The 17476-nt window shown below is 56.0% G+C and carries 16 protein-coding genes and 2 pseudogenes; 9 read left to right on the plus strand and 9 right to left on the minus strand.

The genetic code is table 11. The features are described from left to right. Positions 1-49 precede the first annotated feature (49 nt). A complete protein-coding gene (gene speB / locus BN77_RS28835; protein ID WP_007538960.1) occupies positions 50-1030 on the minus strand; it encodes an agmatinase in 981 nt (326 codons plus the stop codon). A 153-nt stretch (positions 1031-1183) separates the two neighbouring features. Between speB and BN77_RS28840 the strand changes: the two genes are divergently transcribed. Further along, a complete protein-coding gene (locus BN77_RS28840; RefSeq protein ID WP_157224560.1) occupies positions 1184-1513 on the plus strand; it encodes a hypothetical protein in 330 nt (109 codons plus the stop codon). A 102-nt stretch (positions 1514-1615) separates the two neighbouring features. Beyond that, entirely contained in the window at positions 1616-2041 is a 426-nt protein-coding gene (locus BN77_RS35310; protein ID WP_425280270.1) for an IS1096 element passenger TnpR family protein, read from the plus strand. Here the strand turns inward: BN77_RS35310 and BN77_RS28845 are convergent. The 8 genes and pseudogenes from BN77_RS28845 to BN77_RS28875 all read right to left on the minus strand — a co-directional run bounded on the left by BN77_RS28845 (position 1997) and on the right by BN77_RS28875 (position 9865). Next, a complete protein-coding gene (locus BN77_RS28845; protein ID WP_244426281.1) occupies positions 1997-3562 on the minus strand; it encodes an integrase catalytic domain-containing protein in 1566 nt (521 codons plus the stop codon). The two genes, BN77_RS35310 and BN77_RS28845, sit on opposite strands and share 45 nt — an antisense overlap. Before the next feature lie 141 nt (positions 3563-3703). After that, a pseudogene (locus tag BN77_RS28850) lies at positions 3704-4193 on the minus strand (ATP-binding protein); the annotation flags it as partial. Then, on the minus strand, positions 4172-4540 hold the full coding sequence (locus BN77_RS28855) for a DUF6119 family protein (RefSeq protein WP_007538963.1): 369 nt from the start codon (positions 4538-4540) through the stop codon (positions 4172-4174). The pseudogene BN77_RS28850 and the gene BN77_RS28855, both read right to left, overlap by 22 nt. Beyond that, positions 4488-4655: a DUF6119 family protein gene (locus BN77_RS36050; RefSeq protein WP_007538965.1), complete on the minus strand. Its 168-nt coding sequence runs from the start codon at positions 4653-4655 to the stop codon at positions 4488-4490. The genes BN77_RS28855 and BN77_RS36050 overlap by 53 nt, the downstream gene beginning before the upstream one ends. Before the next feature lie 302 nt (positions 4656-4957). Next, the gene (gene fabG / locus BN77_RS28860) at positions 4958-5734 is read right to left on the minus strand and encodes a 3-oxoacyl-ACP reductase FabG (protein ID WP_007538967.1); all 777 of its coding nucleotides are present in this window, start codon (positions 5732-5734) and stop codon (positions 4958-4960) included. Then, positions 5731-7440 (minus strand): acetolactate synthase catalytic subunit, encoded by a 1710-nt coding sequence (locus tag BN77_RS28865; protein ID WP_007538969.1) that lies wholly within the window; start codon positions 7438-7440, stop codon positions 5731-5733. The genes fabG and BN77_RS28865 overlap by 4 nt, the downstream gene beginning before the upstream one ends. Continuing rightward, the gene (locus BN77_RS28870; RefSeq protein ID WP_007538971.1) at positions 7437-8783 is read right to left on the minus strand and encodes an aspartate aminotransferase family protein; all 1347 of its coding nucleotides are present in this window, start codon (positions 8781-8783) and stop codon (positions 7437-7439) included. Before BN77_RS28870 ends, BN77_RS28865 begins: the two co-directional genes overlap by 4 nt. Before the next feature lie 443 nt (positions 8784-9226). Then, positions 9227-9865, minus strand: a complete 639-nt coding sequence (locus tag BN77_RS28875) for a GntR family transcriptional regulator (protein WP_244426282.1) — start codon at positions 9863-9865, stop codon at positions 9227-9229. Between the two features lie 378 nt (positions 9866-10243). Between BN77_RS28875 and BN77_RS28880 the strand changes: the two genes are divergently transcribed. The 7 genes and pseudogenes from BN77_RS28880 to BN77_RS33870 all read left to right on the plus strand — a co-directional run. Further along, positions 10244-11353 (plus strand): ABC transporter ATP-binding protein, encoded by a 1110-nt coding sequence (locus BN77_RS28880; RefSeq protein ID WP_040679080.1) that lies wholly within the window; start codon positions 10244-10246, stop codon positions 11351-11353. Between the two features lies 1 nt (position 11354). After that, the gene (locus tag BN77_RS28885) at positions 11355-12260 is read left to right on the plus strand and encodes an ABC transporter permease (protein WP_007538982.1); all 906 of its coding nucleotides are present in this window, start codon (positions 11355-11357) and stop codon (positions 12258-12260) included. After that, on the plus strand, positions 12253-13119 hold the full coding sequence (locus tag BN77_RS28890; protein ID WP_007538984.1) for an ABC transporter permease: 867 nt from the start codon (positions 12253-12255) through the stop codon (positions 13117-13119). Before BN77_RS28885 ends, BN77_RS28890 begins: the two co-directional genes overlap by 8 nt. A gap of 22 nt (positions 13120-13141) precedes the next feature. Continuing rightward, positions 13142-14665, plus strand: coding sequence for a M81 family metallopeptidase (locus tag BN77_RS28895; protein WP_007538986.1), 1524 nt, complete (start codon positions 13142-13144; stop codon positions 14663-14665). Between the two features lie 74 nt (positions 14666-14739). Continuing rightward, positions 14740-15807 (plus strand): extracellular solute-binding protein, encoded by a 1068-nt coding sequence (locus BN77_RS28900; RefSeq protein ID WP_081593629.1) that lies wholly within the window; start codon positions 14740-14742, stop codon positions 15805-15807. Between the two features lie 136 nt (positions 15808-15943). Continuing rightward, positions 15944-16870, plus strand: coding sequence for an SMP-30/gluconolactonase/LRE family protein (locus BN77_RS28905; RefSeq protein WP_007538989.1), 927 nt, complete (start codon positions 15944-15946; stop codon positions 16868-16870). Positions 16871-17340: 470 nt separating this feature from the next. Further along, positions 17341-17476 (plus strand): annotated as a pseudogene (locus BN77_RS33870) (IS66 family transposase); the annotation flags it as partial.

Below are 17476 nucleotides of genomic sequence, written 5' to 3' on the forward strand. Positions count from 1 at the left end.
GGGGTGGCTCCTGAAGGCTCCGCCCTGCCCGCACGCTGATACGTAGGGATCAGCCGTGTTTTGCTTTTGCGTCCGCCATCACGCAGAGCAATTCAAACATGAGATTGGCGGCAACCAGTTGAGTGTGCCCCGTCACATCGTACATCGGCGCGACCTCACAGATGTCCGCCCCGATGATCTGCCGCCCGGTGAGCGATCGAATGATCACTTGCGCGTCACGTGGCGAGAGTCCTCCGATTTCCGGCACACCCGTTCCGATAGCGCAGGCAGCATCCAGGCCGTCGATGTCGAACGATACGTATGTTTGACCATCGCCCACGACCCGGCCGATTTCCTCAATGACCTTTGCGCGCCCTATCTCTTCATACTCCTCGATCGTGATCACCCGCATGCCAACAGAATGGCCGTATGCAGTGTCGCTCTCGCTGACCTGGCTGCCGCGCAAACCGATCTGGATCATCCGCTTGGGATCCACCAGGCCCTCCTCGACAGCCCGTCTCCACGTCGTCGCATGGTTGATCTTCGTGCCAATCACCTCGTCTAAGGTATCTGAGTGAGCGTCGAACTGAACTACGCCCACGGACTTATCCTTCGCGATCACGCGCAGGATGGGAAGAGGGATCGTGTGATCGCCGCCAATAGACAGAGGCCAAGCCCCCGCAGCATGGATCTCTTCGAACGTGACTTGGATAAGATCAATACTCTTTAGCCGCTCGTGCGCGTTGACAGCCGCGTCACCGACATCTGCAACGTTCACCAAGGCAAATGGGTCGATCTTGGTTACGGGGTTGAATCGCCGGATAAAGCGTGAGGCTTCGCGGACCGCAGCCGGCCCCAGCCTCGCGCCAGGCCTCACGTTCGACCCGAAATCGTAAGGAACGCCTACCAGAGCAATGTCCAGCCCCCGATCAATTGGCATGCGCCGCGTACGCATGAACGTGGCGACGTCCGAATAGCGCGGTGCTTGGCTGGGGTCAATCACAGGCCAGTCCTGCTCCCGCTGGCTGGAACGATTTTTGTTCTCGGACATTGCGAATCTCCTACGGGGTTTAAGGCGAAGCCTCAGATTTGCTGCGATGGCTCCGTCGAGGCCTCGGTCGTCCTAAAGGCGGAGGCAAGCTGGTCCACATGTTCGCCGTTGACCATAGGCCCTGCATGTTCCGTGCCAAGGGAGTAAAACTTTTTGAACAATGTCATGGCACTAAACCGCTGTCTCGCAGGTGCGAAATCGTCGGCCATTCGACATCGCGAAACGCGATTGAACTCTCCTGGCCCCCCGAAATTCTGTCCATTGCTGGGCCAGGTGCGGGCGTCTTTGCAGGCGGGCAATATTCGGTTTAAGAGCCGTCGCTTCCGGAACTGCTCGGGTTCGTTGGAGCGCTTATCGGTGGATGCGGAACCTTTCAAGGTCGAGCCGAATGCCGACGCGGAGAACCAATCTTTGAAGGACATGTTTGAGGATACACTGGGGGCCTCTTCCGCCGATCAATCGGAACAAATGGTCGCGGGGTGAGGTTTTCACGATAAGGTTTCTATCAGCGGCATTTTAACCAATACAAAGGGCGAGGGCCCGCTCGATGCGGGCAAGGTCTCGCTGCTGGCGGCAATCGACGATATTGGCGCGAATCGTTCAAGTACCTTACGACTTCGGCGACCTGGACGCACAGCATCAAGATCGAACGCACCTCCCCGTCATCGGCCTTGCGGAGCCAATGCTTCTCGAAGCTACGGATGCCGCCCTCCCGAGGACATCGGCGGCCCATGGGGCTACCAGGAGTTCCGCGAGGCGCTCGCCGATCCGACCCACGAGGTGACACGGCACACAGTTAAAAGCCAAAACTACATCCTGTCACCTCCGACGTCCAAACCGGATCCATGTGCCAGCAAGATTTCCGCATCTGCCTGCGTGAGCAAAAGAGGCTGTCGCCGAAATCTGTTCGCCGACAACCAAGCAGCCCCTATCAAGCGTCATCGTGAACTGGTCCTCCCTATTGCCTCACCCGCTGATGTTACCGAGCATTGCGCTGCCGACGGTGCCTGAATCACCTGCCGCTATCGTGGCGGGAGATATAGGCACGCTCCTGATCCAGCCTCCATCGAGGATGACCAGCCCGGCCGCCTCCATCCGCCACGTCCTCACCAGCCGTTGCATCATTCTGAGGTTCCTTTTTGTGAAGCGTGCTGGATCGATGTCTGACAGGCGTTGCAATACGCTGACCGCCGAGACGTTTGGTTCCTCCTTCAGCCAGCCCGTGATCAGCGCTTCGAACGGCTCGAACATGCTGGGTGCTTTCGCTCGGGGTTTGGTCCGTCGGTACGGTCGCCGATGCGTGGGTCGTCTCTCGCCGTTCTGCCAGGCCGTCTTCAGGTTCGCAGCGAAGCTTTGAAGATCGAGGACCAATGGCTCTGTGATTTTCGCATTCAGGCCACGACGATCGACCCGGTTTCCGAGCTCTTCCTGGGCGGCACGAACTCCCGCGAACAGCAGCACGGGATCGGCTGTCTCCAACAATGCCCTTAGCCGCTTCTTGTCGTCCTCGGCAATGTCCGGATGCGCAAGGACGCGGGCAGCCGGTGGTACGGGCGGATGATATCGTTTGATCACGCGCGCGCCGATCCTAGTCTTCTCCTGCAGTTTGAATGATGGCTGGAACAGATTGCCATGAAGCCTCACCACTTCATAAAGTTGACTAAGGCAAGTTGTTGCCTCCGCGCCGACAAAACGGCCGTATCCCACCAACCGACGCACGATGGCACCGTTCTTCTGCTCCACATGCGCTTGGTCGTTCTTTCGATAGGCGCGACAGCGCGTTACTTCGAGCCCTTCGCTCCGGCACCATGAGACGACGAGCGCGTTCATGAAGGCGCTGTCGTTGTCGAAGTCGACACCGAGCAATGGAAAGGGAAAGAGCGAACGTGCGCATTTGATCGCCACGATCACATTGCTGCTGTCACGGGTGCGAACCGGAACACATTCAGTCCAGCCAGTGGCAATATCCGTCAGCACCATCGTCTGCACGAAGTTTCCTGCCGATGACGTGCCCGAATGCGCCACAAAATCGACCTCGACGAACCCAGGCGGCGGATCATTCCAATCGCCGAAGGTGCGCACCGGAACCGATCGGCGAACCGCAGAACTCATTCCTGCCCGGCGCCGTTGACCGCCGCGAGCGATAATACGAACCTCCGTCAAAAGCCGATCGATCGTTGCGGGGCTCACCGTCATCAGCTTCTGTCGAAGCTCGTCGCCAAGCTCCAGTCGGCCATGTCGTTCAAGCGCGGGCAGCAGGACTGGGATCATCGGCCGAAGCCGCTTGGAACATAGTCGCTCGGATGCCTCCCACAGCACGATCAAGCCTTCGCGGACGTCTTGGCCATAACGAAGACTGGAAGTCCTGCGTAGGGGTGGTTTCTTCTCGTGACGGTTCAGCACCCGGATCGCATGCTTTCGATGGTAACCCGTCACTGCCACGAACTCATCAAGAATCCGGCATTTGTCGTCTCGAGGCGCCAGCCGATATCGCTCGATAATTGCCTCGGTCAGTTCCGATCGTGTCGCCATGCTGATCCGCCCGACCATCCGTCCCCCGAACCGGAACGGCACGACTTGTCCATCCCCTTCGGTACAGAAACACTATCGGTAACATTTTGCTTGAGGCAATGCGTCCTCTGGCGACACGCGAATCTGGTCCGCCAAGGGTTTTTAGTTACTCTCCAATCCTAGCGTCGTTGCGGGTTTCTGGATGAGACCGCTCCGGCGCTTTTCTCGTATTCTATAGCTGTCGCCACGGATTGTGATGACGTGACTGTGGTGTAGCAACCGATCAAGGATAGCAGTTGCCACGACGGGATCGCCGAATACTGTTCCCCATTCGCCGACGCTGCGATTGGAGGTGACGAGCATAGCACCCCGCTCGTAGCGCCTGGATACGAGCTGGAAGAACAAGATACCCAAGCTCGTCGATGATGAGCAGCTTGGGCTTGGCGAGAAACGCGAGTCGTTCCTCGAGGCGGCCCTCGCCATGTGCCCTCACGAGTGTTGCGGCCAAGGCCTGGGCTGTGGTGAACAGCACCGTGTAGTTCTGACGAATGACCTCTCTACCAAGCGCGATCGCAAGATGTGATTTCCCCACGCCCGGCGGGCCGAGTAGCAACAATGCATCGCCATTTGCTACCCAACGGGCGGTGCCAAGTGAATGCCATCGATCGCACCGGCGGCCAGGCGAGCGAGCAACTCATTGTCGAGCTCCCCTATTCGCGCTCTGTCTCTAATTGGTGTGATTTTACCATACCAGGGAAACGCCTCCTCGAATGCATTGTCCCCATAGGATGTCGCGATCTGAAGTGCCTTGCCGTCGATATCGTCGTAGCTTGTATCACAGCTCAGTTTCAGCCCGTCGGCTCCGGTAAGCGTACCGGCGAAATCGTCTTCTCCTGATTTTCCAGTAATGGACTGTAGGATGATGCGGTTTATCTCGATGCCGAAATCAAAATCTCCCCTGTACCATTGCTTTGGGGACCGGGTTTTCGATGGCTGCATCCTCCGGCCGTCTGGTATCCATACTCTTGATGCGTTCTCGGCCGAGTTTGTTAAGGGCAACCTTCAATCCGAACTGGCTTTCAAGGACCTCCGGCCGCAGATCCTGAAAGCCCATTCTAAAATACACAGCCAGCCAACGATTTTCTGCGCGCTGATCTTCGCCTAAAGAGACGCTTGTTCTCCGGTGTGTCGCGAAGAGGCTTTTCCTCGAGTCTATTATTCTCCTTCAGTGCGTCTGGTGGGTCTACAATGTGTGACTTCAGCAATCGAAACGAATATGATTTCTTTGGCATTTTTTTCGATGCCTTTGCTAGTTATCGAGGGCGAACTCGGCGTTGGATGAGATCGGCAAGCTGGCGGCCGTTGCTCCGAGGTAAGGCCAACCGAGAGACGGCCACGCCCTGTCCTTCCTAATTCCTACAACGGCAGAAACTCTCCGCCGTTGATGTCGATAATTGCGCCATTGATGAATTCAGCCTGATCAGATGACAGAAACGCCACCATCGCTGCGATATCCTCGGGTCGGCCAATGCGCCCCGCCGGAATCCGCGCGATTGCCGCTTGATAAAGAGCGCTGTCCGGCTGGGCCATCATTTCGGTAGCAATGTTTCCGGGCGCGATCAGATTGATCGTGACAGCGCACGAGGCATATTCGTTCACCAGGGACTTTGTCATCCCTGCCAAGGCTGCTTTGGAAGCTACGTAACTGGCGCCCGCAACCCGCGGCACCGCGCGGCTGGCTATCGAACCGATCAATATGATGCGACCGAACGTTTTTCTCGCCATGAGGGGCGCCACCCTCTGGCAGCACAGCAGCGTACCGGTCAAGTTGACGGCCAAAACGTCATTCCACTCGGCAAGCGGTATGGCGTCGAATTTCAGGCGCTTGCCCTCATGTTTTGGAGAAAGCCCCGCGTTGCATACTAACACGTCGGGCGAACTCCATGTCCTTTCCACGTGATCGAAAAACGCCGTTAGCGCGTCGCGTTCTCGTAAATCGACGGCTTCGGCGATAACCTTCTCTGTTCCAAATTTGTGCGAGAGGTCGGCGCGCGCTTTTTCGACGCGCGCCATTTGGGTGCCAAAGACCGCGACTCGATGACCGCTGGCGAGAAGATGCTCCGCGCAAGCGAGCCCGATGCCAGCTGTCCCTCCAGTGACGATTGAAGTCTTAGTGGGAGGGTCGTTGTTCAAACTCCCTCCTGAAGTTTCTCAAACAAGGAGATGGGCGGAAACGCGCCGGGATCTGTTATCATGTCGATCAGAAGCGGGCTTTTACCATTGAGCCCCCGATCAAGTGCCTCGCCAAGGTCTTCCGCCCGCGAAACACGCACTGCCGGGCATCCGCATGCCTCCGCAACTTTGGTGTGATCGACAGCGCTGAAGTGGCAAGCGCTCGTATAGTCCTGAAACTTCACGGTTTCAGCATGCTTTTGGAACCCGAGAATACCATTGTTGAGGACAACTACCGTCACAGCAATGTTCAGACGGACAAGCGTCTCCATCTCCGCCCAGCTATGCGCAAAGCCGCCGTCGCCAACGATGGCAACTACCGGCTGATCCGAGCGGGCAATTTTTGCCCCGATCGCAAGCGGGAGACCCCACCCAAGTCCGGCAAGGCCGCGTGGAGTGATGAAGCGCATGCCAGCCCTAAGGCTGCGAAGCTGCCCGGTCACCCAAAACGATGAATAGCTGGCGTCGGTGACAATCGTTGTTTCGGGACTCAGCCGCGCCTGGAGCTCACGCATCAGGAATTCAGGCCGAAGAGGACCTTCCGTCCGACAAGCCACGCCGAAGCGATCGTTTTCAAATGCTCGCCAAGCCCTCGCAATCTGCGCCTCTATCCCCGCTCTCGCCTGTTGACGGAGGGTAAGAGACTGGGTCAAGAGCGCCTCTCGTAACGCACGCAATGTTTCAGAAGCCGTACCAACCAGGCGCAAGGCCTCGTACGAACGCCCAATCTCGCCGGGATCTATGTCGACATGCAGGATCTTGGCTCCTGCGGGAATGAGGCTCCAGCTGTCTGTGCCGTTCTGATTCGTGCGGGTCCCGACTAACAAAACAAGATCGGCCTCACCAAGAAGAGTACGAGTGTGTCGCCCGAGCGAACGGGGGCCGACCAATGAGCCTAATACCCCAGCTGATAAGGAATGATGCTCATCGACCGCGCCCTTCCCCATGTTCGTCGTAAACACCGGAAGAGACGCCACTTCCTGAAGCTCTGCGAGTTCACTCGCCCCGCCGCCTGCATGAACGCCACCACCCGCAAGAACGACCGGAGATCGAGCTTGCGCAATGGCGCGAGCGGCTTCCTCGATGGCGCCGGCGTCTGGTTGGAAGCGATCCAGCGGCCAGTGACCAAGACTGGCATGGCGCTTGAACGCCACCGTAGCTGCCTGTTCCCGCAAGAGGTCCGCGGGCAGAAGCACGACCGCTGGGCCGGGTCGGCCAGAGGCCGCTGCTGTGAAGGCCGCATCGATGTAGTCTTCAACGCGTTCAGCGACCCCCACGCGACGAATCCATTTGGCGCAGGCCTGAAACAATGCGAGGTGATCGAGTTCCTGAAATGCATTACGATCGGCCTGGTCCCGTTCCACTTCTTGAACGAGGGCGACGACCGGAATGCTTGCCTTAAGCGCTTCGGCCAACGGCGGAACCAACAACGTCGCTGCAGGTCCGTTTTGCGCGGTTACGACTGATACCTGTCCAGATACACGGGCAAATCCGTCAGCCATGGCGCCTCCCATGTTTTCCTGACGATAGGCGATCTGCCGGATTCCGATCGCTTCGCAGGCTAAAATGAGGGCAGAGGGAAGGCTCTGCCCGAAGACGAACTTGATTCCGTGGCGAACCAACGCATTGGCAATAACTTCGGCAACGGTCTGTGCTTTCGTGCTCATGGGGCATGACTTTCAAAAAGATGGCTGTGGGTTGAGAGAAACTCGGCGAACACATCGCCGACGAGATGGATGTCTCCTTCTGTCATAGGCGTCGACAGGCAGGCTGCAGCGCCATTGGGAAGAATGACACCCGACGCGGCGCACGCGCGCGTTAAAGCTTCCATTGTCGCGGACTCCGCGGGCGACAATGCGATGTCACGAAATTCTTTTGGCACTTGCCGCTTCGGATGAATGCGTAGGAGAGAGGAAACACCTGTCACCGAGAACGGCGCATCTTTTAGCGCGATCTCCTCCCTGAGGCGCGCTCGCAGACGGTCTCCGAGGTCTTCGAGATGCTCGAAGGCTGCCTGATCGAGCGCAGTCATCGAAGCTAGGCCAGCGACCATCGATAAAGGGTTAGCTGAAAAGGTGCCACCAGCGGGCAGAGGAGCCCGCTTTTCGCCTCTGCCAAAGACACTCATGATCTCCCTTTTGCCGCCGATAGCCCCGATCGGTAGACCACCGCCGATTATCTTGCCCAACGTGAACAGGTCAGGTTTGAAACCGTGTCGAGCGGATGCCCCTTGATATCCCTGTCGAAAATTAAGCACCTCGTCCGCGATAATGACGATGCCGAGCTTTCGAGCAGTGGCGTTGACCGCTTCAACGAATTCAGGATCGGGCGTTATCAGGCCGGCGCGGCTTGGGACCGGATCGATGATCAACGCAGCGAGACGGTGAGCGTTTTTTTCCAAAAGGCGTTGGCAGCCCTCGATCTCGTTGAAACGCACAGTGACGACTTCGTCCAGCACACTGGCGGGCATCCCGCGATAATACGGCACCGCTGATGGTTCACGAGGATCGCCCCAGGTCGCCGGTCCACTCGCTTGGCTGACTTCGACCCAATCGTAGGCGCCATGATAAGCCCCTTCGATCTTCGCCACAGCGGGTCGCCCTGTGTAGGCTCGAGCAGCCTTGACAGCAAAGAGAACCGCTTCAGTTCCTGTATTGACGAACCGGATCCACTCCATTCCAGGGACACGGTCAACAAGCAACTCGGCAAGCTCAAGTTCGTGTTGGGTCGGATTTGCAAAGCAAGATCCGGACCGGATTTGACGACAAACGGCATCGACCACAGGCTCAAACCCGTGACCATGAATGAGCGTGGTGAAGTTGCCGTTGAGATCCAAGAACCGGCGCCCATCTACATCGGTAACATATGCACCTTTCCCTTCCGTCAAGTAGCGGGGGATAGGGTTCCGCTCAATCGTGGCTCGGGTTGTTCCGTCACTAAAGATCCGCTGAGCGCGAGTGAACAACTCGGCCGACCTTGGACCGATCGTGTTATGGCCTTTGTCTGTCATTGGTAACCTTCGGGCAAATATCGTGTGGAGCGGAAGTTCCCATAGAATATTGTTTGTTGCAACAAAAACTTTGCGCGAGGGTAGATACACGGTCATTAGCTCCGGTCTGGGCGGCCGAATTCGCTTGAGTGTCGCAGTCAAATATATGATATTCTAAATAATCTCCTTGCAAGTCAGCTCGAGAGAAGCTGGCGTATATCTACCAAAACCGAAGAATGCGCGTCATCACACCGGCGTTAGATCATCAAATATGACCGAAAAGCCCCTCATCTCCGCGTGGCGAAATGGGTGGTATTAAATACTTTGTTGCACCAATGCGGCTGGCACGCGGCACTTTCATCCCACCTATACGTCAGGCCTTAAGATGGCGGGCCAATTGTGAAGGCAGCTTCAAAAAGGACATTTGGTGCGACAACTCGCGACCCTTGGCCTGCCGGCACAAATTACGACTCCGATCGCTCTTCGCGCACTCGTATCGACTGTTTTAGGCGGCGGTATCCATCCCGAATATCATTCTCAAATGCTGCTCGAGCGGCTCCGCTATCACCGTCTCGCAGGCTTTCAATGACAACTTCGTGGTTGTGAACCCCATATTTCTGAATTGCAAACTCGGGGTATAGATCATGAAACGACGGACCAATTCTCAGCCATAAGGTCTCGATCGTCGTGAGGAGGTAGGGCATGTTGCAGCATTTGTACACGCTGAAATGGAATTCCTTGTTCATCCACAGCACCTCTGCATAGCGGCGACTTGCCAAGCCCTCATTTATCTTCGCCTGGTATTCTGTAAGTAAATCAGGGAGATCTTTCGGAGCTCGCACTGCCCCTCGCTCCGCCGCCAGCCCCTCAAGGGCTAGTCGCATTGCTGTCACTTCCTGCAGCGCCTCCATTGTAAGGTATGGAACTATCACCGTTTTCGGTCCGGAATAGACGAGCGCTCCTTCTGCCGCCAGCCTGTTTAACGCATCTCGAGCCGGCGTGGAACTGACACCCAAGGCCTCAGCCACGGCGCGAACAGTCAACTTACGCCCCGGTTCAAACGCCCCTCGTATGAGTCTTTCCTTCATGGCTTCATAAGCCATATCTCCCAAGCGGGCGTGCTTCTTCAACGTCGGGAGATCAACTTTAGCGCCTTGGATCCCTGCAGGTTCAACGCTATCACTCCGCACGTCCAAATCTCTCCTCATTGACAATGCCGAACTTTTGTTGCATCAAATCACAAGTGGCTAGTGTACAGGAAAAGTTTCGCTGGCCCTAGAACAAAAATAAGGGAACGCCAAAAGCCTGAAAACAGGCCTTGCCTAAGTCTTTGGACCCATCTGAGCTGTGGTTCCCTCACGGGAGCCGATTCGGCTCAGCCAGTGTGCACGTGTTCGCGACCAACGGTTTCTGCTGGCGGCATTCTTTGTTGCCGTTCGCGTGAGTGCGGACTTAGGCCAGCGAGTAAGAGGATGAGAGATTTGAAAGGACAGACTGTTGTAATTCGGGATGTCGTAAGGCGTTACGGCACCTATGAAGCGGTTTCGAACGTCTCGTTCGATATCCGAGCCGGTGAGTTCATGTCGATACTTGGATCGTCTGGCTCAGGCAAAACGACGTTGCTAATGATGATCGCTGGCTTTGAAACTCCTTCATCCGGGCGAATGCTGATTGGCGAGCGCGACATAACTCATCTGGCACCAAATCGCCGCGAGGTGGGCATGGTGTTTCAGAAATACGCCCTCTTCCCGCATATGACTGTCGCCCAAAACCTCGCCTTTCCGCTGAAAATGCGGGGCGTTCCTACCACGGAAATCGCCGCGCGTGTCGCGGACATGTTGGCCTTGGTTCAGCTTACCGGATTTGAAAAGCGAATGCCCAATCAGTTGTCTGGTGGGCAGCAGCAGCGTGTTGCTGTAGCGAGAGCCCTCATCTTTGAACCTCCGGTTCTTCTGATGGATGAGCCCCTGGGCGCACTCGACAAAAAGCTCCGCGAAAGCATGCAATTCGAAATCAAGCGTTTGCAGGAACGGCTAGGCGTGACTGTGATCTACGTCACCCACGATCAGGAGGAAGCTCTGACGATGTCGGACAGGGTAGCGGTCATGGAGCGCGGCCAATTGGTACAAATTGGCGCTCCATCAGAACTCTACCTCGCTCCGAAAACGGCTTTCGTCGCTGACTTCATCGGGAAGATGAACTTCCTCGACGGCGATTACATGGGTGCGGAAGCAGACGGTGCGGTTGTTGCCTTGAGCGAGCTCAATCGGATTGTAGCGCCGGCCGGTCTCAACGGCCTCAATGGCTCTGTTGCGCAGGGGGATCGAGTACGCATTGCGATCCGACCTGAAAGGCTGCGCCTCGCCCCGAAGGGACAAGGCGGCAGTTCAGCATTGGCGGCGAAGGTCGAAACGGCGATTTTCGTCGGATCCTACCACGTCTTTATCGTCGCCATCGACGGTCATGGAGGCGCGCCCATTCAAGTCCAACTGCCAGCAAACAGTGCTTCTCTTCCCTTCCGGAATGGCGACTCGGTCGATTTGATCCTCGATAGAGAGGCGCTGAAGCTGTTCCCGGCAAAGGAGATGTGAGATGGCGTTTGGCGTCGCAGAAACATCCACTGGCAACCGCGGTTTGACGAGATTGAAGGGGTCGGAGTCCGCCCGTGACTATTCTCCAATTCTATCACTGATCCTGCTCGCGCCGCTGTTGCTTCTCCTTTCCTTCAGTTTCCTTTATCCCGTCGGACGGCTTTTGGTTGGCAGTTTCTTTACGCCAGAACTCAGCCTTGGCAGATATGCGAAACTGTTCGTGGAACCTCTATATTTGCGTGTGCTGTGGCGTACATTTGAGATCGCCTCGATAGCCATGCTTGCGAGTTTGCTGCTTGGCTACCCGGTGGCACTGGCCATGGCGAAGCTGAAGGGCGTCCGCGCGACCATTGTGGCTGCTTGCGTGCTCGTCCCGCTTTGGACATCGGTACTCGTACGCTCCTATGCCTGGATCGTGCTCCTTCAGCGAAACGGCATCGTTAATTCGGTGTTGCAAGACGTCGGTTTGATCACGGCTCCGCTCAAATTGATCTATACCGAGGGGGCGGTGATCATGGCGATGACCCATGTACTGTTGCCCTACATGATTTTGCCGATCTTCACGGCGTTGAGAACGATACCGGATGATCTGACGCGAGCCGCGCAAAACCTCGGCGCAGGTGGGTGGACCGTCTTTTTCCGCATAACTTTACCGCTCAGCCTGCCTGGTGTGTTCGCGGGCGCTCTACTGACTTTCATCCTGGCGCTCGGCTTCTACGTCACGCCCGCCTTGGTCGGCGGCCCAAGCACTCTTCTGATGCCCACCCTTATCGGTCAACAGGCCACGGAGATGCTCGACTGGCCGTTTGCGGGCGCGTTGTCAACGGTGCTGCTTGGGGCGACGCTTTTACTGGTAGCGATCTTCCGTAAGGTTTTGCTCTTCAACAAAGGAACGTCCAATGTCTAGTGTTTCATCGTTGAACGGAAACGATAGAGCGCCGCGACTTGTCGCAGTAAATTCCCGCCCTCTCCGGATCGTAGGACTGACGGTCGGCATCGGCATCATTGTTTTATTGCTGATTTTTCTCATCTTGCCGACTCTACTTGTCATCCCCATGTCGCTGGGCACCGCTGAATATCTGGAACTCCCTCCAAGGGGCCTGACTTTAAAATGGTACGTTGCCTTCTTCACCGATGCTGACTGGATGGCGGCGACCTGGTTTTCCTTCCGGATCGCCATTGCGACCACAGTTAGCGCCACCATAGTCGGCACACTTGCTTCGGTCGCTCTGGTACGCGGTGACTTGCCGGGGAAGACTTGGCTGCAGGCGCTGACTTTGGGCCCGCTGATCGTGCCGCACATTGTCATTGCCGTCAGCGTTTATCTGATGTTTGCGCCTCTAAGACTCACGGGCACCTTCTTCGGCTTTGTGATCGCTCACACGATGTTGGCGGTCCCGTACGTCGTTATTACCGTGACTGCCGCGTTGCAACGGTTCGATGTTTCTTTGGAACTTGCAGCGTTGAATTGTGGTGCCAGCCGCCTGAGGGCTTTCTTTGCGGTCGTGCTGCCCGGGATCGCACCTGGTGTGGCAGCAGCTGCGGTGTTTGCCTTCATGGCTTCCTTCGACGAAGCGACGGTCGCCTTCTTCATCTCGGGCGTGGAGGGTAAGACGCTGACCCGCAAGATGTTTGAGGATATCGACTTTAACCTTACGCCGGTCATTGCAGCCGCTTCCACAATACTCGTGATTGTCTCCCTTGCGATCATGGGAGGGCTGCAGGTGCTGCAATCGCGGACGGCGGCTGCAACTTCGAAGCTCTAATTCTCAGCCACGGAGCAATACAATGAAACCTCAAGACATTTCCTCGACTAGCAAAAAAAGGCACCGGATCGCCGTCGGTCGTTTCAGCCACGAATCAAACGGTTTCAATCCGTTTGTGACCACGGAAAACTTGCTCGAAATCCAGAGAGGACCAGAGCTTGTAGAGCACGCGTCCGGTTCAACGCTGGCCGGCTTCGTAGAGGCACTCAAGGAAATCGACGCAGAAATTCTCCCGACGCTATCCGTTAACGGCCCCCCAGGTGGATTCATCGCGCATCAAACATTTCTGAAGCTTCTTTCAGAGTTCCTGGATCGGGTTGAGGGATCTAAACCGGACGCGATCCTGCTGGAGTTGCACGGGGCGATGGCAACCACGGAAACTCCTGACGCCGATGGTTGGGTGTTGGCTGCGCTACGGGAGCGCGTTGGTCCCAGTGTGCCGATTGGAGTGGGCTTGGATTTGCATGCGCACCTCACGGACAAGATGCTCGAGAACGCGACCATTTGCATTGCGTGCAAGGAGAACCCCCATTCAGATGTGATCGAATGTGGTGTCAAGGCGACCCGAATGATCGTCGATGTCTTGAAGGGAAGTCTCGTTCCTATAACCACGGCCGTTCGTGTCCCGATGGTCTTACCTGGAGCAGGAGAGACCAATGCTGGTCCTCTCTTCGAAATCCATGAAAAAGCGCGCCGTTATGTAGCTAACCACAAGACCATTGCAGACATCTCCATTTACAACGTGTTCCGCTGCGTGGACGACGTGGGTATGGGTCAGGTTGTGACGGTCATCACCAATGGTCGTGATAAATCAGCAACTGAAGTGGCTAGAACATTGGGAACAAAGTTCTGGGATACTCGCGACTCCTTTCGAGATGACCTTCTCACGGTGAAGGAGGCGTTTGACCGCATTCAAAGCGGCAGCGACATGAAGCCTTATCTTCTAGCGGACATGGGTGATCGCATTGGCGCCGGAGCGCCTGGCGATAGCGTCATTTTGCTCTCGGAAGCGCTCGATCATTATCCCACCGTGACGGGTGTGCTGACGATCACTGATGAGCAGAATGCGGTTCGCGCTTACGAGACTGGCGTAGGCGCTGAGGTGACCTTGGACGTTGGCGGCCACATCACACCCGGTTTCAGACCCCGCCGTATTGCCGGCCGGGTCGTCCACATCAGCGATGGACAGTACACCTTGACCGGACCGCTTGGTGGGGGCGAACTCGGTGATATGGGAGGCACTGCAGTTGTTTTGGTAGAAGATCGGCTCTTTGTCGTCCTTACGAGCAAGCCTACGCACAGTCACGACCCCGCAGTTATCTCCAGCCAAGGCATCGATATCTCCAAGCTCGACTTCGTGGTCGTCAAGTCAGGCTTTCACTTCACATTGAACTACAGAGGTCTCGGCACACCGATTTTCGCCGAAACTCCCGGCGTCGGCTATTATCGAAAAGGCACTCTCCCCTACGTCAACGGACGCTTTTGGCCCGAACACCCTGTCGAGTTAGGCGATCTGGTTGCAACCACCTTTGGCGTCGCCGCATAGGTGACCCGAAGACACGAATAAGCGAAACAAAACGGAGAACGACAGTGACTGGGATAGGTAAGAGAATATTAGAGATGTCACGGACCGTCGCCGCAGTGGGGATGTTGGTCTCGATCACGAGCGCACTGACCCTTGCACCAGCGATCGCTCACGCGAGCGGAAAGTTGGTGTTGGCATTCACGGGCGGCGAATATGAAAAGACGTTGCGCAAGACTATTTTTGATCGCTTCACAAAAGAAACCGGAATTGAGGTTGTTTTTGTGAGCGGCTCCTTGGGCGACCGATGGGGCAAGGCGAAAGCGATGACTGAAGGTGGCCAGATGGACTGGGATCTCATCGAAGTTGGTTCGGGCGACCTCTATATCCCTGATAGAAACGCGCTGCTATTGGATGTCGGACAAAAGTGTGAACTCGTTCCGAAGGCGTTCATTGAAGGTGCACCCGGCACATGCAACCGATACGGCGTGCTTCCGGGCGTGGGCTCCACCTACCTGGTGGCAAACCAGGAGGGCTTCCCCAACGGTGTCCCATCCAGTTGGGCTGATTTCTTCGATACAAAAAAGTTTCCGGGACCACGAGGACTCTCGAATTTTGGCGATCCATGGAGAGTTCTGGTTGGCGCGCTCCTTGCCGACGGGGTTCCAAAAGATAAACTATTTCCGTTGGATTTGGACCGATCGTTTCATAAGCTCGATCAGATAAAGCCGGAGATTGTGCTCTGGTGGAAAACGGGCGATCAAATTCAGCGTGCGTTTCGCGAGAAGGAAGTTGTTCTAGCACCGATGTGGGGTACTCGTACAAATTTCCTTATCAAAGAGGGGCTTCCGCTGAAACCGATATGGAACGGCGCCACGCTTAACACTGCCTACTGGTCGATCTTCAAATCGGCGCCCAACAAGGACAATGCCATCAAATTTCTCAACTGGTATTTCGATCATCCCGATGTGGAGGCTTCAAGCAACAAGGCACAGAATGCAGCTCCCGTGACGAAGCAGGCTTTGGCGCAGTTTACTCCTGATGAGCAGAAAGATCTGCCAACGTCAGAAGAAAACATGAAGGGCGTCGTTATCCCTGACTATGAATGGCTGGCGCAACACAACAACGAAATTACAGAGCGATGGAATAGTTGGCTGGCCCAATAATGAAATTGACCCGCTAGGCAAAAAACGCTGCCCCCCAAGCTAAAGGGGGTCGGCGAAGACTCGTAAGTAATTTAGGTGCTCAGAGGCAGGATTTCGGATGGGATCCGGATGTCGATCCTCTTATAAGGAGTGTAAAGTGGAGTTTGAAAAGGTAGCATCAGGATTGGACTTTCCCGAAGGACCAATTTCGCTTTCAGACGGCTCTATTATCCTTGTTGAGATCAAGCGCCAAACATTAACTCGGATCGATTCCAGTGGCCAGATAGATCGAATTGCACATTTGGGTGGCGGGCCGAACGGTGCGGCGATCGGTCCTGACGGCAAAGTTTATGTCTGCAACAACGGTGGGTACAGATGGATCGATCTCGGTGACGGCATCACAGCAGACGATGGAGCCGCAACCGATTACAAAACGGGATCGATTCAACGAGCCGATCTTCGGTCTGGAGTCGTCGAACTACTCTATGATTCGTGCGATGGCGTACCTTTGCGGGGCCCAAACGATATTGTCTTTGATAGCTATGGCGGCTTCTGGTTCACGGATATCGGCAAGTTGATGCAGCACTACAGATTTCATGGCGGGATTTACTATGCCTTGGCAGACGGCAGTCGCATCAACAGAGCCGAAGTGCGGGTGACAACACCGAACGGTATTGGGCTTTCACCGGATGGCTGCACGCTTTACGTGGCTGAAACGATAACGGGGCGCCTATGGTCCTTTGAGATTGAGGAGCCAGGTGTTTTAAGAGGGCATCCTGAACTCCCTCCCACCCGACCCTTGGCGACACTCACTAGAAATCAATTATGTGATAGCCTTGCTATACAAGCTAACGGGAAAATCTGTGTCGCGACATTGAACAGCGGTGGCATTTCCGTCATTGATCCGGCGACCTCAGAAATTGTCTTTTACGATGTGCCAGCCGAGCCTTATGTCACCAACATCTGCTTCGGCGGCCCGGACATGCGAGATGCGTACATCACTGCCTCCGGGAGGGGAAACCTCTTTCGTGCGCGGTGGCCCGATGCCGGTCTATCACTCAACTACAATCAACTGGCCGGTTAACAGATTGTTAGAGGCGTTCTCGATGTAATTTTATGGGATGGGCATAGCGAAAGCCCACCGCAGTTGTCATTGGGCAAGGTTACCGTCAGCAATTTTTTTGCGGTTGCCAGCGAGAGCGTCCACCCCAGGATCCATGCCCGCAATTCAAAAATAGGCCGTCAACTTTTTTGACCGCCCAACGATAAGCTGACTGTTTGGGGTGGCAAGCCTAAAGCCGGTCCAGGCGTTGACTTCGCTGTCATAGTCTCCAGCCTTCGGAAATATCCCAAGAGCCGTCGAAGAGCGTTTGATACCTATCTCGCTTGAAGGCGACCTCACCGGGCCCAAGCCAGGCTCAAACGTAACGGAGGTCGTTTCAAGGTGAGCGTCCGGCGAAGGCATTTTCGCTTGGTCGAGAGGCCGATATTATAGGCCGCGTTTCATCTCGTTTGCCATAACGCGTTCGACCACATCCGGATCGCATTGTTCATCGACGATCTCCGATCGCCGACGAGGCTCTGTCGCGCATCGGTGCCCTCTACGATATCGAGGATCGTATCCGCGGCATGTCGGCTGACGAGAGGCGAACACTGCGCCAGCAACACGCTAGCCCCATTCTGGCGGATC

It is taken from the genome of Rhizobium mesoamericanum STM3625, from assembly GCF_000312665.1.
Taxonomy (GTDB): domain Bacteria; phylum Pseudomonadota; class Alphaproteobacteria; order Rhizobiales; family Rhizobiaceae; genus Rhizobium; species Rhizobium mesoamericanum.